The 18776-nt window shown below is 53.1% G+C and carries 15 protein-coding genes; 12 read left to right on the forward strand and 3 right to left on the reverse strand.

Features of this window, described 5'->3' with window-relative positions:
- Together DXB53_RS10100 and DXB53_RS03880 are read right to left on the reverse strand one after the other, a co-directional pair.
- Window positions 1-187 (reverse strand): hypothetical protein (locus DXB53_RS10100; RefSeq protein ID WP_233503810.1); only part of this gene is annotated, 187 nt, incomplete at its 3' end.
- Between the two features lie 151 nt (window positions 188-338).
- The gene (locus tag DXB53_RS03880; protein WP_117583402.1) at window positions 339-1991 is read right to left on the reverse strand and encodes an ATP-dependent endonuclease; all 1653 of its coding nucleotides are present in this window, start codon (window positions 1989-1991) and stop codon (window positions 339-341) included.
- A gap of 543 nt (window positions 1992-2534) precedes the next feature.
- Between DXB53_RS03880 and DXB53_RS03885 the strand changes: the two genes are divergently transcribed.
- From DXB53_RS03885 to DXB53_RS03930, 10 genes are all read left to right on the forward strand, one after another.
- Complete coding sequence (locus tag DXB53_RS03885; RefSeq protein ID WP_117583403.1) at window positions 2535-4358, forward strand: hypothetical protein; 1824 nt, start codon at window positions 2535-2537, stop codon at window positions 4356-4358.
- 53 nt (window positions 4359-4411) lie between these two features.
- Window positions 4412-4873 (forward strand): hypothetical protein, encoded by a 462-nt coding sequence (locus DXB53_RS03890; protein ID WP_117583404.1) that lies wholly within the window; start codon window positions 4412-4414, stop codon window positions 4871-4873.
- Between the two features lie 182 nt (window positions 4874-5055).
- Entirely contained in the window at window positions 5056-7719 is a 2664-nt protein-coding gene (locus DXB53_RS03895; protein ID WP_117583405.1) for a hypothetical protein, read from the forward strand.
- Between the two features lie 336 nt (window positions 7720-8055).
- Entirely contained in the window at window positions 8056-8988 is a 933-nt protein-coding gene (locus tag DXB53_RS03900) for an Abi family protein (protein ID WP_117583406.1), read from the forward strand.
- A 357-nt stretch (window positions 8989-9345) separates the two neighbouring features.
- A complete protein-coding gene (locus DXB53_RS03905) occupies window positions 9346-9858 on the forward strand; it encodes a hypothetical protein (RefSeq protein ID WP_117583407.1) in 513 nt (170 codons plus the stop codon).
- A gap of 172 nt (window positions 9859-10030) precedes the next feature.
- A complete protein-coding gene (locus DXB53_RS03910) occupies window positions 10031-10438 on the forward strand; it encodes a hypothetical protein (RefSeq protein ID WP_117583408.1) in 408 nt (135 codons plus the stop codon).
- A 39-nt stretch (window positions 10439-10477) separates the two neighbouring features.
- Window positions 10478-10870, forward strand: a complete 393-nt coding sequence (locus DXB53_RS03915) for a helix-turn-helix transcriptional regulator (protein WP_055251172.1) — start codon at window positions 10478-10480, stop codon at window positions 10868-10870.
- Window positions 10867-11316: a hypothetical protein gene (locus DXB53_RS03920; protein WP_055251170.1), complete on the forward strand. Its 450-nt coding sequence runs from the start codon at window positions 10867-10869 to the stop codon at window positions 11314-11316. The genes DXB53_RS03915 and DXB53_RS03920 overlap by 4 nt, the downstream gene beginning before the upstream one ends.
- A gap of 230 nt (window positions 11317-11546) precedes the next feature.
- Window positions 11547-12518 carry a LacI family DNA-binding transcriptional regulator gene (locus DXB53_RS03925; protein ID WP_233503806.1) on the forward strand — a complete coding sequence of 324 codons (972 nt, stop codon included), beginning with the start codon at window positions 11547-11549 and terminating at the stop codon, window positions 12516-12518.
- Window positions 12519-12646: 128 nt separating this feature from the next.
- Window positions 12647-13639: a PLP-dependent transferase gene (locus DXB53_RS03930; protein WP_158556487.1), complete on the forward strand. Its 993-nt coding sequence runs from the start codon at window positions 12647-12649 to the stop codon at window positions 13637-13639.
- Between the two features lie 100 nt (window positions 13640-13739).
- Here DXB53_RS03930 and DXB53_RS03935 read toward each other — a convergent pair whose 3' ends face one another.
- Complete coding sequence (locus DXB53_RS03935; RefSeq protein ID WP_117583411.1) at window positions 13740-14084, reverse strand: winged helix-turn-helix domain-containing protein; 345 nt, start codon at window positions 14082-14084, stop codon at window positions 13740-13742.
- A gap of 193 nt (window positions 14085-14277) precedes the next feature.
- Between DXB53_RS03935 and DXB53_RS03940 the strand changes: the two genes are divergently transcribed.
- Both DXB53_RS03940 and leuS read left to right on the forward strand, forming a co-directional pair.
- Window positions 14278-15789: an IMP dehydrogenase gene (locus tag DXB53_RS03940; RefSeq protein WP_117583412.1), complete on the forward strand. Its 1512-nt coding sequence runs from the start codon at window positions 14278-14280 to the stop codon at window positions 15787-15789.
- 259 nt (window positions 15790-16048) lie between these two features.
- Window positions 16049-18625, forward strand: coding sequence for a leucine--tRNA ligase (leuS, locus tag DXB53_RS03945; protein WP_117583413.1), 2577 nt, complete (start codon window positions 16049-16051; stop codon window positions 18623-18625).
- The last annotated feature ends 151 nt before the right edge of the window (window positions 18626-18776 follow it).

The raw sequence follows: 18776 nt of genomic DNA on the forward strand, positions 1-18776 counted from the left end.
GCCCCTCGCCGTATGGTTTCCCCGGGCGGTTACTTTGGCGAGCCCGCCCGGGAAGGATGGAGGAGATGACCGTGCCCCTGGACACAGTGAATGATATACGGTCGATGGATGCCGCCGGGCGCTCGAGGTCCGAGATCGCCCGAATGCTCCACGTGAGCCGGAACACCGTGGCGAAGTACGCCGACATGGAGGCTCCTGCAGGCGGCAGGGGCGGACAGGTCGTCCCGGTGGAACTCATTCCCAGAGAATCCCCTCGCACTCATCTCTCGTATACATCGGACTTCCTCCTGGACCCAGATTGGGTGCGATATTTTGTCCGAGGCCCCAGCTTTCTCGAATTACCAATGGGAAACAAAGTCTCTGGCCTTGTCGTAGACTTCATCGTTCAGGTCGGGATATTCCTGAAGGACATCGTTGACCCAAGATGGACCGTGGGAATCAATAGAGGGAACGAAGCATTCTAATTCGCCAACAGGAACGATTTGAACGTTATGATGCGAAAGCGTATTGACTATTCGTTTACACGCTTTGTTCGCACCACCACTCAACGCATTAATGCCATGTCTTTTCATTTCGTCCCAGCGCGATTTGCTCTCGAGCAATTTTCGAATCTTCCCACAATTAGTCTTTGAAAAAGTTGGGCCTTTGCATTGTTTGAAAACTTCATCTATTTCAGCCTTTAAGGAAGCCACGCTTAATCCCTCATCGCTTCCAAGCTCTTGGTTAATTGTTTCCCAATCCGATTTGATAGACTCCCAAACTACATTGTCCTGCAGAAGGACACTTTTAATATCGGTGGGATTTCGCAAGATGTCTGCATCGGCCACGACCGAATAATCGATATGTAATTTCGAAAGAAGGTCGACGTAAGTTTTAAACCGCCCCTTTCCACCTACGGGTAGGAACAGTGGAGTTGGTTCGCTAGCCCTTACGGTATCCCAAATAAGTTGATAGAACATACAATCGCTATCGCTTTCGCAGAGCACGGTTCTTTCATGGAACAGGGAGTTAATTAAGTCAGAATACTTTAACAGCGTATTCGACGTGATCTTTGAAATGTCATCCACATCCAGCAGGGCGAAATCATTCACATCATTGGCTCTTGTAATTCGTACTACTTGAATGCGGTCGGGACCAGACTCAAGCATTCCATTAAGCAGCTCTTTACTGTGAGTGCTAATAAACAGCTGGCGTCCCGAAGTTTCATTTGAAGCAATTAGAGATCCCATAAGCTTGGCTTGTGGCGGATGAAGAAACGATTCTGGCTCGTCAATAAACATTGAGGTGTATTGATTGGCGTATATAAATAACACGATACCGAGAAAGCTTCGCATGCCATCTCCCTGATGATGCGCAAGGGGATAGCTACTTAATGTTTCATACATGAAATCATTTATTTGAGGAACGGGCATATCTTTTGGCGCGACGGGCGTGCTTCCTAAACACAGGGGTATTTCACCACCATTAAAATAATTCGGTATCACTTCCAATGAAAAGGCGGAATGGAAAGCTGAAGACACTTTTTCCAAATAGGATGAGTCGCGGGCCAGCAGGGCGATGGGGCCTGTGGCTGGGTCTTTACGCGGGACGCTTTTTTGGGGAAAGCAGGCAGAAAGTCGTGTCTCCGTCGTTAAGAAGTGAAATAGCATTTCTTTAATAGACTTTGGGTAATAGCTGAATTTGCTGTAATTTCCCATGTCGTAATCTGGGATCCTAAATCCCATGCCTTCATAGCTTAAAAGGGGGTCATGTTTTTCGATCGCAATCTCATTCAGAAGCGATTTCACATCCTCGATACTGGGCTTTGTGAAATCAATTGAGGAAACTAAGTTGCAGTTGCTGTCGCCTGATAGATGACAGTAGATATCGCGCAAGCAGGTTGTCTTTCCTGCATTATTTGGTCCAACGAACACAACGATCGAATCGTTGCGTAGCTTCAAGGTTTGACCATCAGCAAACGTCAGTTCTTTTATCGGGGCATCAAGTCGCATATAGCCTCACTCGCAACAGTTTCAACGCGGTACCAATGTTGTCTGGAGAGATTCACGGTAAAGACTCCAACTAACATTCTATCTAATTAAAAATGATCGCCACCAGAGTACAGACGTTTCTGATCTAATGAGTTCATTAAGGTCGTCTCCACTTCTTTCACCTGCCGGGCGCTCTACTTAGGTAGACTACGAGTTGTGCTCTGACAGTATGCTTTTCAGACTGCCGTTTGGCGAATAGTAATAGACCGCTGCACTTCTCAGAAGTGTCAGGGAGTACTATTACCTCGGGCGTTCACTGCCTGGTGCATGACGTTAACATCCGCTTTTTGGCCTTTCAATTTGGTCGATTGTTTATTGGGGGGTTGTCATGCCGGTTAACCAATCTCTGAGTGCAAACGATCAATAGCGTTCTTTAATTGTTGCTGAGCGAAGAACCGGTGTCTCCAGTATTACTCGTAGGGGTCGAGCAATTGTGTTCTTTTTTGCTTGAGCGCGCTGTGATTTGTACGAACTGTTCGTCCCTTACTTATAAGGATGCCAAGTATGAGTGACCCTAAAGAAGATGGCAATCAAGAAGAGCTTGAGTGGCTTTTATTTGAACTTGATGAAGCCCGCGAGGACCAGAGAGTGTCTTTGGATCATATCGTTCAGGTCCTTGTTGCTTGTATTGCTGCGCTCGCCATTTTGTATTCTGTTGCGGCCGGATTTGGCGCTTCTGAAAAATCGATTCCCTGGAAGAATGAGGGAATCGCTACGATTGCAGCCTGTGTGATTCATGTAGCGGGATTTTACGGCTCTAGCATTGGTCAGGAACGCATGTTTCGCTATCACTATATGGAAATGATCGAAAAGAGGATTTCCGAGATAGTGCCAACGGGCGATGAGAATATTGCACTGGGTTGGAACCAGTTTTCTTCTCGTTTAATTACTGCCAATATTCATCACCTTACAAATAGGGGTGCGCGTAGGCACTATGTGCATTTTGCACTTGCGCTTGTATCGCTTGTCATCGGGTGCGTTTTGCTTTCTTTGCTATTGCTGCTTACCGTGCATAATAAATGGGTCAGGCTTCTGCTGCCGCTGGTTGTTATGTCCGCTCTAATATATCTTTTGTACTGCTATTTCATAGCTACTGACTTTAGTCGGCTGACGTTTAAAGAGATATTAGACCTTAATGTAAATGGTGCCCCTAAGGAATATCGAGCGGATAGTGGTGGGGTGTCTGAGGATAATAGGCCGGGTCACTACTTCTCGCAATTTAGAGGTAAATTCCTTCGTCTGTTGTACACACGTCCTCGCGATTCAATGAAAAGCTGCTTTTATTTAGGCGGGGCTTTGTTGGGTACTTCCCTGGGAGGAGGCTATTCTCTTGGAGAGTGGTTCTTCCGGTTCTTCTTGCTTGTGTTTGTCGTTGACATCTGTGGCTACCAAGCGCGTTATCTCATCAATGATATTAGGGGCATTGCGGAGGATAAGACAAACCCGCAGAGTGCGGGTAGAAATAGGCTTCCATTGCTTGGCGGCGGTAATGAGCGCCATACAATAATCGTTGCAATGCTTGTTGTCGTTGCCAAGGCAATTGCCGCCTTCTTGGTTTGTGCGACTATATGGGCAGACGTTGGCACGTTAAATGGCGAGCCGGTTCTCGGTGACCATTACCTTGCCTTTATTCTGGGTTTTGCATACGTTTTGGTCTTCATTATTGCCTGCTTTTATGAGAGCGCTAGGGCTAAAGCTGAGCGACTATGGAGTGAGTATGTCCGGCGCCATGATGGGTCGCTGGTTATGCGTGGGATGAACCTATTCAAATCTGCGAAATACTTCGGATACATTGATCCTAGAGAGGAGTCGCGCTCGCATGACGTCTTTAAGATGTGTTTTGAGACTCTTAGGATTGTTCTTTATGGATATCCGCTACGTTTTTGTGCTGGTCTTCTTGCTTTTGACCCGTATTTATTCGGACTCGTGTCCGGTGGAATTTCTGAGTTTCCTTATAGGGCAGGCATGTTGCTTCTCCTGATTGTTGCCTGCGCCTTGTATGGTTGTGCTTTTGTTTATATAACCTGGAGCTATGAGGCGTCTGCGGCCAAGAGGGCTTCTGCCATGAGCTGCCTACAGGCAAATAAAAGTGTTGAAGGGATTATTTGGCCGTATATCAAGCAGTCTCATATGGTTGAATTCAAAAAGCCTCATATCGCGTATCTTGGTTATCGACTGGGGTCGAGAGCGTGTGACCTTTACCCGCTGCGGGCGCAGTGGAGCTTGATTGAACCTTGGAACTGGACAGCATTGCTGGCGATCCTTCTTTTGCACTGGTTCTCCATTTGGCTTCTTCCTTGCTATTATTCTTTTTCTCCTTGGGATTAAGTTTTGTACTGTTTACTTTGGCTGATTGTGTGCCCAACAAGGGTGTTCTTAGCATGGTTTTCACTGTTTCAATTGTTTTGATTATTGTTGAGTGCGTTGCATTGGTCGCCTCGCTTGTCTGTTCTGATTTTTACCTATCTGTTATCGAATTCCTCATGCGCAACTATTTGCCCTATGGGTTTATCGAGACTGCCCAAGATGGATCGCTGTTCGTCGGAGAATGGTTTGCTCAACTATGCTTAAGGCCCTTGATCTGGATTTCCCAGTCTCCGTATAACGCTCTTGCAATGAGTGTCGTAGCGGTCATTGCTCAAACGTTCCTCGCGATTTATGCACTGTTTAGGAACATGAACTACTGCGACATGAACGCACCGTTTCTTGAGAACTTCTTCAACACCGTTAAGGATGCGGCGCTGAAACTGTGCACAGCAATCTTGGGCGAACACGCGATGCAGGTGCTGCGCAAGAAGAAGGGGAGTGGCGATGAGGTGCAACCCTCCACGAGTAGCGACTGAGAATAGGTCGAGAATGGCCGACTTGCTGTTTCGCGCGCATCGAGCGGTCCAGGCCAGTTCAGTTGCAAGACGTTGGCGATATAAACTATTGAATCGAGCGCTGTAGCGACCGTTTTCTCGTCAGCACAATTGGTCCGCGCCGCTTGTTATTCTATGGATCTACTCGCTCATTAGGAGGTTATATGGGTGCTAACAAGATGGACGCTGAGGTTATTGATCGTGACCGTATTGAGGTGTTTGTTAGCTCTTCGATGCGCGATGAAGGCGATTTTAGCTGGCAGCAGCTGAGGAACGAGCTTAATTGCGCTTTGCTGAAATCGGATATCTTTAAGCCCTTTGCCATCGAGTTTCATGCGAGCATTGAGCCATCATCCTCTTATTATCTTAATCGCTTGGCGCAAAGCGATATAGTAATTGGAATTATACGATCGGAGTTGAGGCCAGGGACTAGCAGAGAGCTTTATCATGCTATCAGGCTCAGAAAGCCACTCTTGCTTGTTAAGCTTGAGTCTGGGACGTCGCCGGAAATCGAGTCTCTGCTTCGTTATGCCAGAGAAATGGATGCGTGCACGTATGTAGGGCGGCCGAATGATTCAGGCCTTGTTCCTTATCTGATGGACCAACTTAACAACGTGATGGTCGATTTGTTTCACAATCGACGATTTGAAATTGAAGATGGTGGATCGGCGGTTTTTACTGATATTGCTCCTGTCTCTATTCCCGAAGATGTTCTCGATGCTTTCGGTTCTTCAGTTGCCTTGATTTCAAAAAAATTTAACTACCATGCTGATTGGCTTGAGAGAAGGTCTGACAATCCTTATCTCTTCTTTCTTGGCGAGAAAGCGGTCAATTGGCTTCTATATGGCACCCCCTTTTCGGTCGGTGCATTCAAGGCTGGCATTCTAGAGATTATGAAAGACAGCGGTATTCCCAGAGACACTCTTTCACTAAGGCTTGACGCCCTCGATGCTTCTATTGAAGGTCGCTATTCCAAGTGCTATGAACTTCTCCAACGTGCCTGTGACTCAATTGAATCGAAAGACTGTTGGGCTTATGGAAATTGTTTAATTGACAAGCGGACTGTCGCTGGCATGCTTTCCGAATATGGATTTGGCACCCAGTGGTCAATTCAGAAACAAATCGATGCGCTCTCCGCTCCAGTCTATATTCCCCTTGCGCTTAAGTTCGAAGAGGAGGTGGGGACTGCTGTCTTAAACGCTTCGAGAGAGGCGAGGGCGGTTAATCCTTACACAACGATTCGACATGACGCTAGCCTTGCTTCCGTCATGTCGAATATATCGTGTTTGTTATTTAGTTCAATATTATGCGGGAGTATATCGAGCGCCTTATACTCTCGCAGCCTGCTTGCTAATTCGCTTATCGACTACTCCTCTATTTACAATCGGCCCGAACTTGAGCTTGAGGGAATTAAACTGCTTGTTCTTCAGGGGGATGCTAAGGGCTTCGATAATAGGTTTGCTTATAAGAGCGATGGTTTAAGGTCGTTTCTTCCGTCGTGTGCCGAGGAACTGTGGCATCTGACTTCTTTAACGGCGCAGGCATATCGTCCGAGTACGAGTTCCGTCGTCATTAAGGAGTGTGCGCCTTATTTTTCGGATGATACTATTTGCGATGCTTGGAACACGTTGAACGTTGTAGATGATTTTCGGCGATGCGAATCAAAATGGATTAAGGCGATCGACATGATCAAGATGCGGGTTGAGGAGAAGTCGCTTGTAAGCCTACTTTGTCAGGTTGTCGATCAACATTTATATACCGTCGCTTCTGATGTGTCGAACGTTATTGCCGGAATGGATTTAGACAAAATCGACAATGGGCTCGTTGATCAACTGGGCAGTAGCCTTAAATCGAATTCCGATGAACTGCTTAAAAACAATTTTTCTGCTGGCGTATTCGGATGTGTTGAGAAGTGTTGTGGCTTTTCTATTTTGAGTGAAGAGCAAGTGGAGCGCCTTTCCACTTTTGAACGGGGTTGTTATTTAGACAATAAATCTCCTGCATATAATACGGAGATGGCTTGCATCGATGAATTGCGCAGGCAATTTGATTCGAATAATCGTTCTGATTTTCACTCAGGGTTTTCCATTCGCCCCTCTTCTTTGCTATGTCGTTCACTCGATGATGTCCCTTCTGAGTCATTTAACGCATCCTTGGCTGGCGTGCTGGAGCATTGTCTTAAAGGACTTCCGACATATCAAGGATCACCCTGCTCTGCAGGAGAGGCTATGTCCGTATTAAATAAGTTTGTATGTCGTTGCGTGCGTGATGGAAAGGCACTTCCCGTCGGTTGGACGGATTTAATTTCTGAACTTCCGGATGAGTGGCCCGAAGACCCGGTATTTAGAGAGCCTATATCAATGGACTCATGTGCATGGTCTGTAAGATGTTTAGCTCTAAAAGTTGCTACCGGCCTTGCAACAGACATAGAGTTCCTGACATTTGGTATTAAATTTGATGCCCTTACTGCCGCCGGTCAGCGTGCGTTTTTAGAAGTACTTGAGCAGCTGATTGTTTGTAATGCTATCTGCGATCAATACCGTGGCGTCGTTTCTGCAATCTGTTCGAGCGTTATGCTTAGTGAGGACTCTGCTGTGCGTGCAATATTGCTTGATAGCGTTGCTGCAGCTTACCGTAGGTGGGGGTCATGTTCTTTTAGCGATTTGGCGTTTCAGTCGATACATGACGTTTCCTCAAATGTTGCATTTAGGCTTGTACGCCTATGCAAGCAGGGGAAGTTTGATGATGCCATTCTTGAGCAGAAGCTGCTCGGTGAACTCTCAAATGATTCAAACTGGTTTATTCGCTGGCATGTTGCGAATGACTAGACGGAGGCTGCCTTCCTGAGCAGCTGCCTGTTCGAGCATTGCTTAATATCGCGATGCGGCACCGCCGATGACGCGTTTGAGCACCGGAGCTAACGTGGACTTCGGTGCTCTTTTGCTGCGGCGCCTGATTGATAGCACCGATTTCGGTGCCTATTTGTTGCTATCAGCCGACCTCGCAGCGCTGGCGTATGTCGGTCTCGCTCAGATTGGTGATATCGGATTGACGGACCCCGAGTTTTCCCTTAAAGTAATCGTTGTGATGAGGCCTTGCGACGGTACGTCCGGCTTGGTCCGTGGGAACCGCCGAAAGGCGGTTTTCGCGTTTAAGGGGTCCAAATGGATAAACCATTTAAATCTATTGATGAGCAGATTGCTATTCTTGAAAGCCGTGGACTCGAATGCGATAACAATACTCGTTTAGTTTTGGAGCGCGAGGGATACTATCCGGTTATTAACGGCTACAAGGATTTATTTCTCGACCAGCGCGGAGATTCTTGCCACGAGCTATTCGTAAAAGGTACGAAGTTTTCTGATATATATCGTTTATTCGAATTTGACCGTTCATTGCGTCTGCTCATGTTTGAGTACTTTAACAAGGCGGAAGCGATTCTTAAAACCGTCTGTTCTTATCGTTTCGCAATGGCCCATAAAGATAGCCCGGAGGCATACCTGGATAGAAGATCCTACCGTGCCGATGCTGGTTATCGAAAAAAGATCGACATGCTTATTGGTGATTTCGAGAAGGTGCTGTGTAGGTCTCAAAAATGGAAAAGCGATTATAAAAGGGACTACATTCGGCATTATGAGAATAATCACGACAATACGCCGGTATGGATTCTTATGAATTATTTGATGCTTGGTCAGGCATTCAAGTTCTATGAGTTTCAGCCAGAAAGCATGAGAAATTCCATTGCCAAGTCGTTTTCTGATCTTTATTCCGAGACGCATGAAGTCGATAAGCGCATCAGCCCGCGTAGGCTAAGACTTGCATACGATCACATTAAAGATTTTCGAAATATCTGTGCGCATGACGAACGTCTATTCTGCGCCAGGGTGTCTCCGTCTCACGATGTCAATCTAGTAGGGGTTTTAAGCGATCTTGAGCTAGTGCTGACTGAGGATGACTATAAGATGTTACGACGAAATATACTGCTTGATGCACTTAAGTTGAGCGACGAGCTCAGCAACGATGCCAGCGCAAAGGTGCTTTTCGCTATGGGTGTTAACGATTTATCGAGTGTGTTTCCTAAGGAAATATTGGGGTCGTAATCGACGCGAGCGATGAATTTACTCTACAAGTTGGATGCGCATGAGATTGCGCAGAGCGGGCGGGACGTTGCCCATTGGTGGCGTCCCGCCCGCGCTTCGTTGGCTATACGTGATGCGGCAGCTCCAGCATGAGGCCGTCTCGCGCTTCTTCGAGACTCGCCTGGCCTGCCTATGCGTTTTGCTAGGCGGGCCTTCTTATGCCGCGGGTGTGGATAGCCTTACCATTGTGGGGCAGACCTTCGACGAGCCGGGTGTCTCGGGCCCCGGCTGGGTGGCGCGCACGTTGTTGCTGCTGGCGACGGATCGGTCGATGATTGTCGCTTCTTTGGTGCGTACGCCTCCGATGGTCAGTTTGCCATGGACGCCTCCTGGGTGTACGCGACCGGCGCCATAGCCGATGTTGTCTGCGAGAGTGGCCCACTTACGTCCGCGCAGTTTGTGACGCCGGCGGGCGGGGCCTTTGGTACCGCCTGCGTGATGGACGCAAGCGGGGCCGTAGCGCTGCATGTGGTAATTGAACCCGCGGGCGCCCTGCCGCCGGCGGGGAAGACCCAGCCCGGTACCGATGAACCTGCCGGTGGCAATCCCGCGGGGGATACAAAGCCCGGAAGCGAAGGAAGGCATAGCGACGAGAACAAGCCCAGCGAAGATTCCGCCCCCACGCCTGATTCGTCGCCCAAGTCGGACGCCAAGCCCGCGCCCGCGTCTATCAAGACGCCTGCGACCAAGACCACCAAAAAGACCAAGCCCGCAACAACGCAAGCCGCCGCGCTCCCTAAGGCCGGCCACGGTGACTGGGCGGTTGCGTGCCTTGCCCTCGTCTTCCTAGGTATGTTGTTGGCCACCGTAAAAGTTCGGGCACTTCCCTGAGGGCCTTATTTGCCAATGTAGTTTCTGCCGCTTCTTTCCCACATTTCTCTGAATTAATAATGCAGATTGCTTGAACTCGGCTTGTGGCTTGCCATGTATTTGAATTTGACTAAACTTAACTTATAAATTAACCAAATTTGGTTTCATCTGAAGCGGAGGGGGGGGGTGGCCTTTGGCTAGTGACTATGAGCTTGTCGAATATGCTGATCCCGAGGGACGACCTTTTTGGGAACTAACCACCTCCCCTGAGAACTCTCAGTTTCAGAAGATGATGTCTGATCCTAAAACGAAGTTTACCGCCCGTAAAATGATCAATCAGATTTCAAAAATCTATGATTACGGACTAAAGGATGTCACTGGAACGTCAAAGCTTCGATGTATCGAGCCTAAGATTGGGCTATACGAACTCAAGGGTTTTGATGGGGTTAATCGAGAAATGGTCTACACGATTTGCCAAGGCGTGGACAAGATTGTTTTGCTTTTTTGGTTTAAGGGCCATCAAGGCTCGGGAAATATTTCCAAAGAAATTAAACGCGCAAAACAGTTGGCCCCGATAGCAAAGCAGCTTTTGGAGTTATAGCGTCGCCTTTTTTGCCCGCTTACGAAACGGAGACTTGTAATGGTTAAGGTCGATTTATCAGACTTTTACGCGGAAACGGAAACGAGCGAAACCCGTGCCTATGAGCACGCACTAGATATTGAGTTTATTGTTCATCGCGAGATGCAGCGCTCGGGCTTGAGTAAAAGCGAGCTGGCAAAGCGTATGGGCGTGAGTCTTCAGTCGCTTTCGAAATTGTTGAATTCTCAGCCCAACATGACGCTGAAAACAATCGCAAAGTTTGAGCTTGCGTTGGGTATCAAAATCATTCCTCAGGTCATTTCCAGTTATTCGAATGAGGCGCCGTTTTCTTCGTCTAATAATTCTGTCCGAGAACAATGGTCTTCATTTAACAGCGACTGCTCGGCGAAACGATTGAACTTTGAGATGATTCCGGGAGGTTTGGCTGCATGAGCAAGGATTTCATTGCGCCTATTCAGGTTGTTCATTTGTTTGTTGTCGACTCAACTTTTCATATCGAGAATGAGCCCTCCCAGAATATGGATTTAAAAGTTGACGTTAGCTATCAGGACGTCCATCTATTGAGGAACAAGGCGGGCGAGCGTGCAGACTTAAAGCTGTATGTGTGTGGCAGTCTGATTGATAGGGACGATGCAAAGGAAAAAATGCGCGCTGATGTGACGGTTGCTATTTCGGTGTCAACAAAAATGCCGTTCGACATTTCAGACGATGAAGCGCGCCGTTATCTTCTCTCTAATGCGATTTCCATGGCGTATGGTCACGCTAAGAGCTATCTGATGGTCGTTACTGGACTTTCGCCCATGGGGGCTTTGACGCTGCCGGCAATTCTTCCTTCGGAATTGGCAGCGGACAGCGATGCATCTTTCCAAAGTGAGTAAGTTGTTCTCGAGTTGGATTTTGCCTGCCGCTGTGTGCAAATGTAACGGGGTGCCGAATCGGTAGTCTGACTGATTCGGCATTTATATTTCGAAGTTTCTAGTTGAAGCCCTGCGATGCCCGTGCTGCGACAGCTAAATTGACCGTGACGTCCCGTCTTGCGACACGCATGTAGCTCCGCACGGGTATCATGGTGAAAGCGATTTCAACGACAGGGGTGCTCGTGGTAAAGATGAAAGATGTGGCCGAGCTGGCGGGCGTTTCGAGCGCCGCCGTCTCGCGCTACCTCAATGGTGGGTATATCTCGGCGGACAAGGCCGAGCGCATTAAGCAGGCGATTGAGCTGACCGGATACGTGCGATCCAGCCAGGCTCGCGCGCTGCGAACCGGTTCCACCAAGCTCATCGGCGTCATCGTGCCTAAGATTAATTCCGAGTCGGTGAGCCGCATTACGGCGGGCATCGGGCAGGTGCTTGGCCGCCGCGGCTACCAGATGCTTCTTGCCAATACCGATAACGTCCCCGATCGCGAGCTCGAATACCTCGGTTTATTCCAAAACCATCCGGTCGATGGCATTGTGCTGGTGGCAACTATGATTACCGGCGAGCATCGCCGGGCGATTGAGTCGTGCCGTGTGCCCATTGTGTTGATCGGCCAACATGTCGAGGGCGCGGCGTGCGTCTATCACGACGATTACGAGGCCGCTTTCGAGCTGGGTCAGGCACTCGCGAAGCGTGCTGAGGGCAAGATCGCCTACATCGGAGTTACCGAGGAAGACCGTGCCGCCGGTTATGACCGTTGTCGTGGTTTTGAGGCCGGCTTGCGCGCCGCGGGCGTGGCACTTGATCCGAGCCTGATTTGCCAGGGGTCCTTTACGCTCGACTCGGGCTATCGCGCTGCACGCGAACTGCTCTCCGTCGATCCCGATGTTTCGTTTATCGCTTGCGCGACCGATACTATGGCGGCCGGCGCCCTGCGCGCTCTTGACGAGGTTCGCGGCATGGGCGAGGGTGTGCGTCGCGTGAGCGGTTTTGGCGACAACGCATTTTTGCGCGCGCTGACGGGCGGCATTCCCACCGTGCATTACGGCTACCTGACCAGCGGCGTCGAGGCGACTAATATGTTGCTCAATACGCTCGATGGCGTGGAGGGGGAGAGCGGTTTAAAGACGCTCAAGCTCGGCCATCAGCTGATGAATGTCTAGGCTTACGTGATCTACCGCGCGCTCAACATTTAGGCGTTCAGTCGCCTATCGGCGCTATACTGCAGCCGTTGCCCACGATGCGGGGAACACCCGCATCGTGGGTTTTTGTTTTGAAGGGACGGTACCGCATGGGCGTACAGCAGCTAGAAGAGGCCTGGGCTTTGAGGACCGGCGCGCGTGAAGCGCGGTTGCTCGCGGCCTCGCATGTGCCAGCAGCGTTGTCGCAATTGGGGATTGTGCGCCCCGGTGACCGCCTGGTTGCGTTTGCCGATGACTTTGCCGATGCGTTTGCGCGCGGCTTTGATGCCTGCGACGTGGCTATGGTGGGCGAGCCGTCGGTTGCGGCGTTTGCTGCTGCGTCCGAGGGCTTTGATGCTTCGTTTGATGCCGAGGGGCCGCACCTGTGGTGGTTCGTCAACTCCATCGGCGGGTTTGGTCTGCGCGTCTCCGATCTTCGTGCGTTAGGTCGCGCGGCTCGTGAGGCTCATGCGCTGCTGGTTGTGGACAACACCGTGGCGTCGGCTTTTGGCTGCGATTTGCTGCGCTTGGGTGCCGTCCTGTCGCTTGAGGCGCTCGACCGTGTTTGCGCAGGTAAGGCTCCGCGCAAGCTCGTTGCTGCTTCGGTGGCGCGCTCGCAGCTCAAGCGCCATCGTGTGGATGCCGCTGCCGAGTGCGCGCATACGTCGTTTGCGGGCTGCGGTGCTTTGGCACTCGACCTTTCTACCGAAGAGGCCCACGTGCTGGAGCGCGGGCTTTCCTCGCTCGATGCCCGCATGCAGGCGCACTTCGATCGCGCCCGTGCGTTGGCCGAGTATTTGGCCGCCAACGAGATGGTGCGCAACGTTCGCTATCCCGGACTGAACTCGCATCCCGACTATGCGGTTGCAACGGGAATCCTCGAGCACGGCTTTGGCCCGGCAGTTGAATTTGACCTTATCGAGCGTAGTGCGGATGACCTGTTCGATGCTTTGCCGAGGGAGTTTCGTACATCGCCCGCCGGCGGCGCAACGACGCGCCTTTCGGCCCCACGCGGTAAGCAGGGGAGCACCATTCGCCTCTTCGCCGGCACCGACGACCCCTTGATCGTGGCCGCCACCCTAGACAATGCCCTCCGCAAGTAGCCAATTTGGGACGGGGCTTTTTTAGCTACCCAATGTCAATTTTGGCTATGAGTCAAGAATGCTCTGGATGGGTAGCTAAAAAAGCCCCGTCCCAAATTGGCTACTCTTTGATGCTGGCGATGAGGGCGTCGGCTTTAGTGGCGATGACCTGGTTGATGTCGGCCTGCAGCTCCTCGTAGACCGCTATGGCTCGCTCGCCGGCCGGCGTGAGCGTGGATCCGCGGGCGCCGTCGCGCTCGATGAGCTTGCAGTCCAGCTGTCCTTCGGCCTCGTTTACAATACGCCACGCTTTGGAATAGGCCATGCCCATGCTCTTGGCGGCGCGGTTGAGCGAGTGCTCGCGGGCGATACCTTGCAGCAGCAAGACACAGCCGTGGCCGAAGACGCCCGGCAGATCCTTGTCGCACGCTTGAATGACCAACTTTGCCGTCGTCTTGTACTTCATACGCTCCACGTCTCCCCGCTAAAGTGTTTGCTGGGCAAACGCAAAGCCTGCGTCAAGCCCTCGTGTGCTCTTCTTAAATCATGCATTGTAGCAGTCAAAGTGCGTTAAGATACTTCCCCAGTATTGGGCGCCCAAGGTTGGGCTGGGTCCTACGAGGCCTGCAGCCGACCGGTCGCATGGAAAAAGGAGAAACATGGCTACGTTCTTTCCCGGTGAGTCCCACACGTTTTCGGAGTATCTGCTGGTCCCTGGTTACTCGTCCTCGCAGTGCATCCCCAACAACGTCTCTCTTAAGACGCCGCTGACCCGCTTTAAGCGCGGTGAGAAGCCGGCAATCACCCTGAACATCCCCATGGTTTCCGCTATCATGCAGTCCGTCTCGGGCGTCGACATGGGTGTCGCGCTCGCTACCGAGGGTGGCCTGTCCTTCATTTACGGTTCCCAGAGCGCCGAGTCCGAGGCCGCTATGGTCAAGGCCGTCAAGGATCACAAGGCCGGCTTCGTTCAGTCCGATTCCACGCTGACCCCCGACATGACCATGGAGCAGGTCATTGAGCTCAAGGAGAAGACCGGCCACTCCACCATGCCGGTTACCGACGACGGCACTCCCAAGGGCAAGCTCCTGGGCATCGTCACCAGCCGTGACTATCGCCCCAGTCGCGATGACCACCAGACGAAGGTCTCCGAGTTCATGACCCCGCGTGAGCAGCTCATCGTGGGCGACAAGAACATCAGCCTCAAGGTTGCCAACGACGTCATCTGGGACAACAAGCTCAACGCTCTGCCTATCGTCGACGACAACGATCACCTTATGGGCATCGTCTTCCGCAAGGACTACGACAGCCACAAGACCAATCCTAACGAGCTGCTCGATAACGACAAGCGCTACATGGTCGGTGCCGGTATCAACACCCGCGACTATGCCGAGCGCGTGCCTCTGCTCATCGAGGCCGGTGCCGACGTTCTGTGCATCGACTCCTCCGAGGGCTTCAGCGAGTGGCAGAAGCGCACCATCGAGTGGATTCGCGCCAACTATGGTGAGGACGTCAAGGTCGGTGCCGGTAACGTCGTCGACGCCGAGGGCTTCCGCTTCCTGGCCGACTGCGGTGCCGACTTCATCAAGGTCGGTATCGGCGGCGGTTCCATCTGCATTACCCGCGAGACCAAGGGTATCGGTCGTGGCCAGGCCACCGCGTTGATCGACGTCTGCCGCGCCCGTGACGAGTACTACGAGGAGACCGGTGTCTACGTGCCCGTGTGCTCCGACGGCGGCATCGTCTACGACTACCACATGACGCTCGCCCTTGCCATGGGTGCCGACTTTATGATGCTGGGCCGCTACTTCGCCCGCTTCGACGAGAGCCCGACCGAGCGCGTCAACGTCAACGGTCAGTACATGAAGGAGTACTGGGGCGAGGGTTCTGCGCGTGCCCGCAACTGGCAGCGCTACGACCTGGGCGGCGCCGCGAAGCTCAGCTTCGTCGAGGGCGTCGACTCCTACGTTCCCTACGCCGGCTCCCTCAAGGACGGCGTGGGCGGCACGCTCTACAAGGTCAAGTCCACGATGTGCAACTGCGGTGCCCTCTCGATCCCCGAGCTCCAGGAAAAGGCACGCCTGACCCTGGTCTCCTCGACCTCGATCGTCGAAGGTGGAGCTCACGACGTCGTAGTCAAGGACTCCCAACAGAGCGTAACGTATCGATAAGATAAGACCTGCACATAAAGGTTGAGCCTCAACCACGTTATTTAGATAAAGCGAGATGCCTGCAAGTCGCAGGCATCTCGCTTGTCGTATTTGCTATCATCGTGCGAGTTAACCTTAGGGTCGGGCGGCTTGACTTTGTTCGCTACAAGTTCCGCACGCAAAGAAGAGCACTTAATGTGCTCTTCGTCTTGCGCAGGACTGTCCGCAGTAGCGAATCAAGCTAAGCCGATCGACCCCAGCTAAGATTAAAGGAGCTGATATGTGCGATTGCACAGATCATAAGGACGAGATCCCTGCCTATGACGCACAGGCCATTGAGTCCAAGTGGATGAAGGCCTGGGAGGACTCCAACCTCTTTGCCGTCGACACCGACGCCAGCAAGCCCAAGAAGTACGTGCTCGAGATGTTCCCGTATCCGTCGGGCGACCTGCACATGGGCCACGCGCGCAACTACACCATCGGCGATGCCATGGCCCGTCAGGCCCGCATGCGCGGCTTTGACGTGCTGCACCCCATCGGCTTTGACGCCTTTGGCCTGCCCGCCGAGAACGCTGCCATCAAGCACAATACGCAGGCTGCCGCCTGGACGTATAAGAACATGGACCAGGCGCTCGCCACGATGAGGCGCATGGGCTTCTCCTACGATCTGGATCGTACCGTTAAGACCTGTAGCCCCGACTACTATCGCTGGGGTCAGTGGATCTTTGAAAAGATGTGGGAAAAGGGTCTGGTCTACCGCAAGAAGAACCCGGTCAACTGGTGCCCCACCTGCAAGACCGTTTTGGCCAACGAGCAGGTAACCGAGGGCAAGTGCTGGCGTTGCGGCACCGAGCCCGAGAAGCGTGACCTCGAGCAGTGGTACTACAAGATCACCGACTACTCCCAGGAGCTGCTCGATGACCTGGAGAAGCTCCCCGGCTGGCCCGAGCGCGTCAAGCAGATGCAGGCCAACTGGATCGGCCGCTCCGAGGGCGCCGAGGTTGACTTTACCCTGTGCGACGCCGATGGCGAGCCCATCGAGGGCGACGAGGGTAAGATCACCGTCTTCACCACGCGCGCCGACACGCTCTTTGGCGTTTCCTTCTTTGTCCTGTCTCCCGAGTACGCGCGCCTGCACGAGCTCGTCGAGGGCACTCAGTACGAGGAGGCCGTCACCAAGATCGTCGAGGACTCCAAGCATATCTCTGCCGTCGAGCGCGCCCAGGGTACCCTCGAGAAGCACGGCGCCTTTACGGGCCGCTACGTGGTAAACCCCGTCAACGGCGAGAAGATCCCCGTGTGGGTTGCCGACTATGTCGTTGCCGACTACGGCACCGGTGCCGTCATGGCCGTTCCCTGCGGCGACCAGCGCGACTTTGAGTTCGCCCGCAAGTACGACCTGCCGATCGTGCCGATCATCCTGGACGATGAGGATCGCGCTGCCGTCGAGGCTAGCGGCGAGACCATCGACACCTTCCATGCCGAGACCGTCGACTGGGATTGCGCCCACGCTGCCGAGGGCACGCTGGTCCAGTCGGGCAAGTACACCGGCATGCGCGGCGGCAAGCACTCTGAGGGCGAGGCTGCCATCGTGGCCGACCTCGAGGCCATGGGCTGCGGCCGTCGCAAGGTCGAGTTCCGTCTGCGCGACTGGCTCATCAGCCGTCAGCGTTATTGGGGCAACCCCATCCCGGCCATCCACTGCGAGCACTGCGGCATCGTGCCCGTGCCCGAGGACCAGCTGCCGGTGACGCTGCCCGAGAACCTGGACCTGGGTGCCGGCGAGACCCTCGCCGAGTGCAAGGAGTTCTACGAGACCACCTGCCCGGTCTGCGATCGCCCGGCCAAGCGTGAGACCGATACCATGGACACCTTTACCTGCTCCAGTTGGTATTACCTGCGCTATACCGACCCGCACAACACCGAGCTGCCCTTCTCCCGTGAGGCTGCCGACCGTTGGATGCCCGTCGATAACTACATCGGCGGCATCGAGCACGCCATTTTGCACCTGCTCTACAGCCGCTTCTTTACCAAGGCGCTGCGCGATCTGGGCCTGCTGAGCGTTGACGAGCCCTTCACCAACCTGCTGTGCCAGGGCATGGTCAAGGACGAGAACGGCGACACCATGTCCAAGTCCAAGGGCAACGTCGTGCCCCCGAGCTCGGTCATTGAACCCTACGGTGCCGACACCATGCGTCTGGCGATCCTGTTTATCGCCCCGCCCGAGAAGGACTTCGACTGGGATCCCAAGGCCGTCGAGGGCGCCAACCGCTTCATTAAGCGCGCCTGGCGTATCGTGTGGCAGCTCGTCCAGTCCGGTGACGCCAACGTGGCCTTTGACAAGTCCGCGCTCGACGAGGCCGCGATGAAGCTCTATCGCGAGCGTCACCGCACCATTGCCAAGTGCACCGAGGACTTTGACCGCGGCCAGTTCAACACCGCGATCTCGGCCGTCATGGAACTCGTCAATGCCGCGAGCGCCTACCTCAACGCTACTGAGGGCGCTTCCCGTGACAAGGCCCTGTGTTACGGCGTGGCCAAGGATATCGTGAGCGTCCTTGCCCCCATCTGCCCGTTCTGGGCCGATGAGCTGTGGCATGAGGCGCTCGGCTGCGAGGGCAACGCCTATACCGCCGCCTGGCCCGAGTTTGACCTGGCCGAGTCCATCGAGGACACGGTGCAGATTGTCGTACAGGTGCTCGGCAAGGTCCGTGGCCGCATCGACGTCGCCCGTGACGCCTCCAACGAGGAGATGCAGGCTGCCGCCGAGGCCGCCGTTGCCAAGTGGCTTGAGGGCAAGACGGTCGTCAAGGCCATCTGCGTGCCCGGCAAGCTGGTCAACCTGGTGGTCAAGTAAGCGCTGCGCGCTTAGCTGACACATTAAAGACGAGGGACGATCCGGCTGGGTCGCCCCTCGTCTTGCGTGTACCCGACCAAGTGCTTGCGGTCAATTGTCCTATTCTTGTGGAGAAGCTGTGCGCACGCTGGCCTGCAGATTCGTACTGTGC

This window comes from Collinsella sp. OM04-5, from assembly GCF_003439125.1.
GTDB lineage: Bacteria > Actinomycetota > Coriobacteriia > Coriobacteriales > Coriobacteriaceae > Collinsella.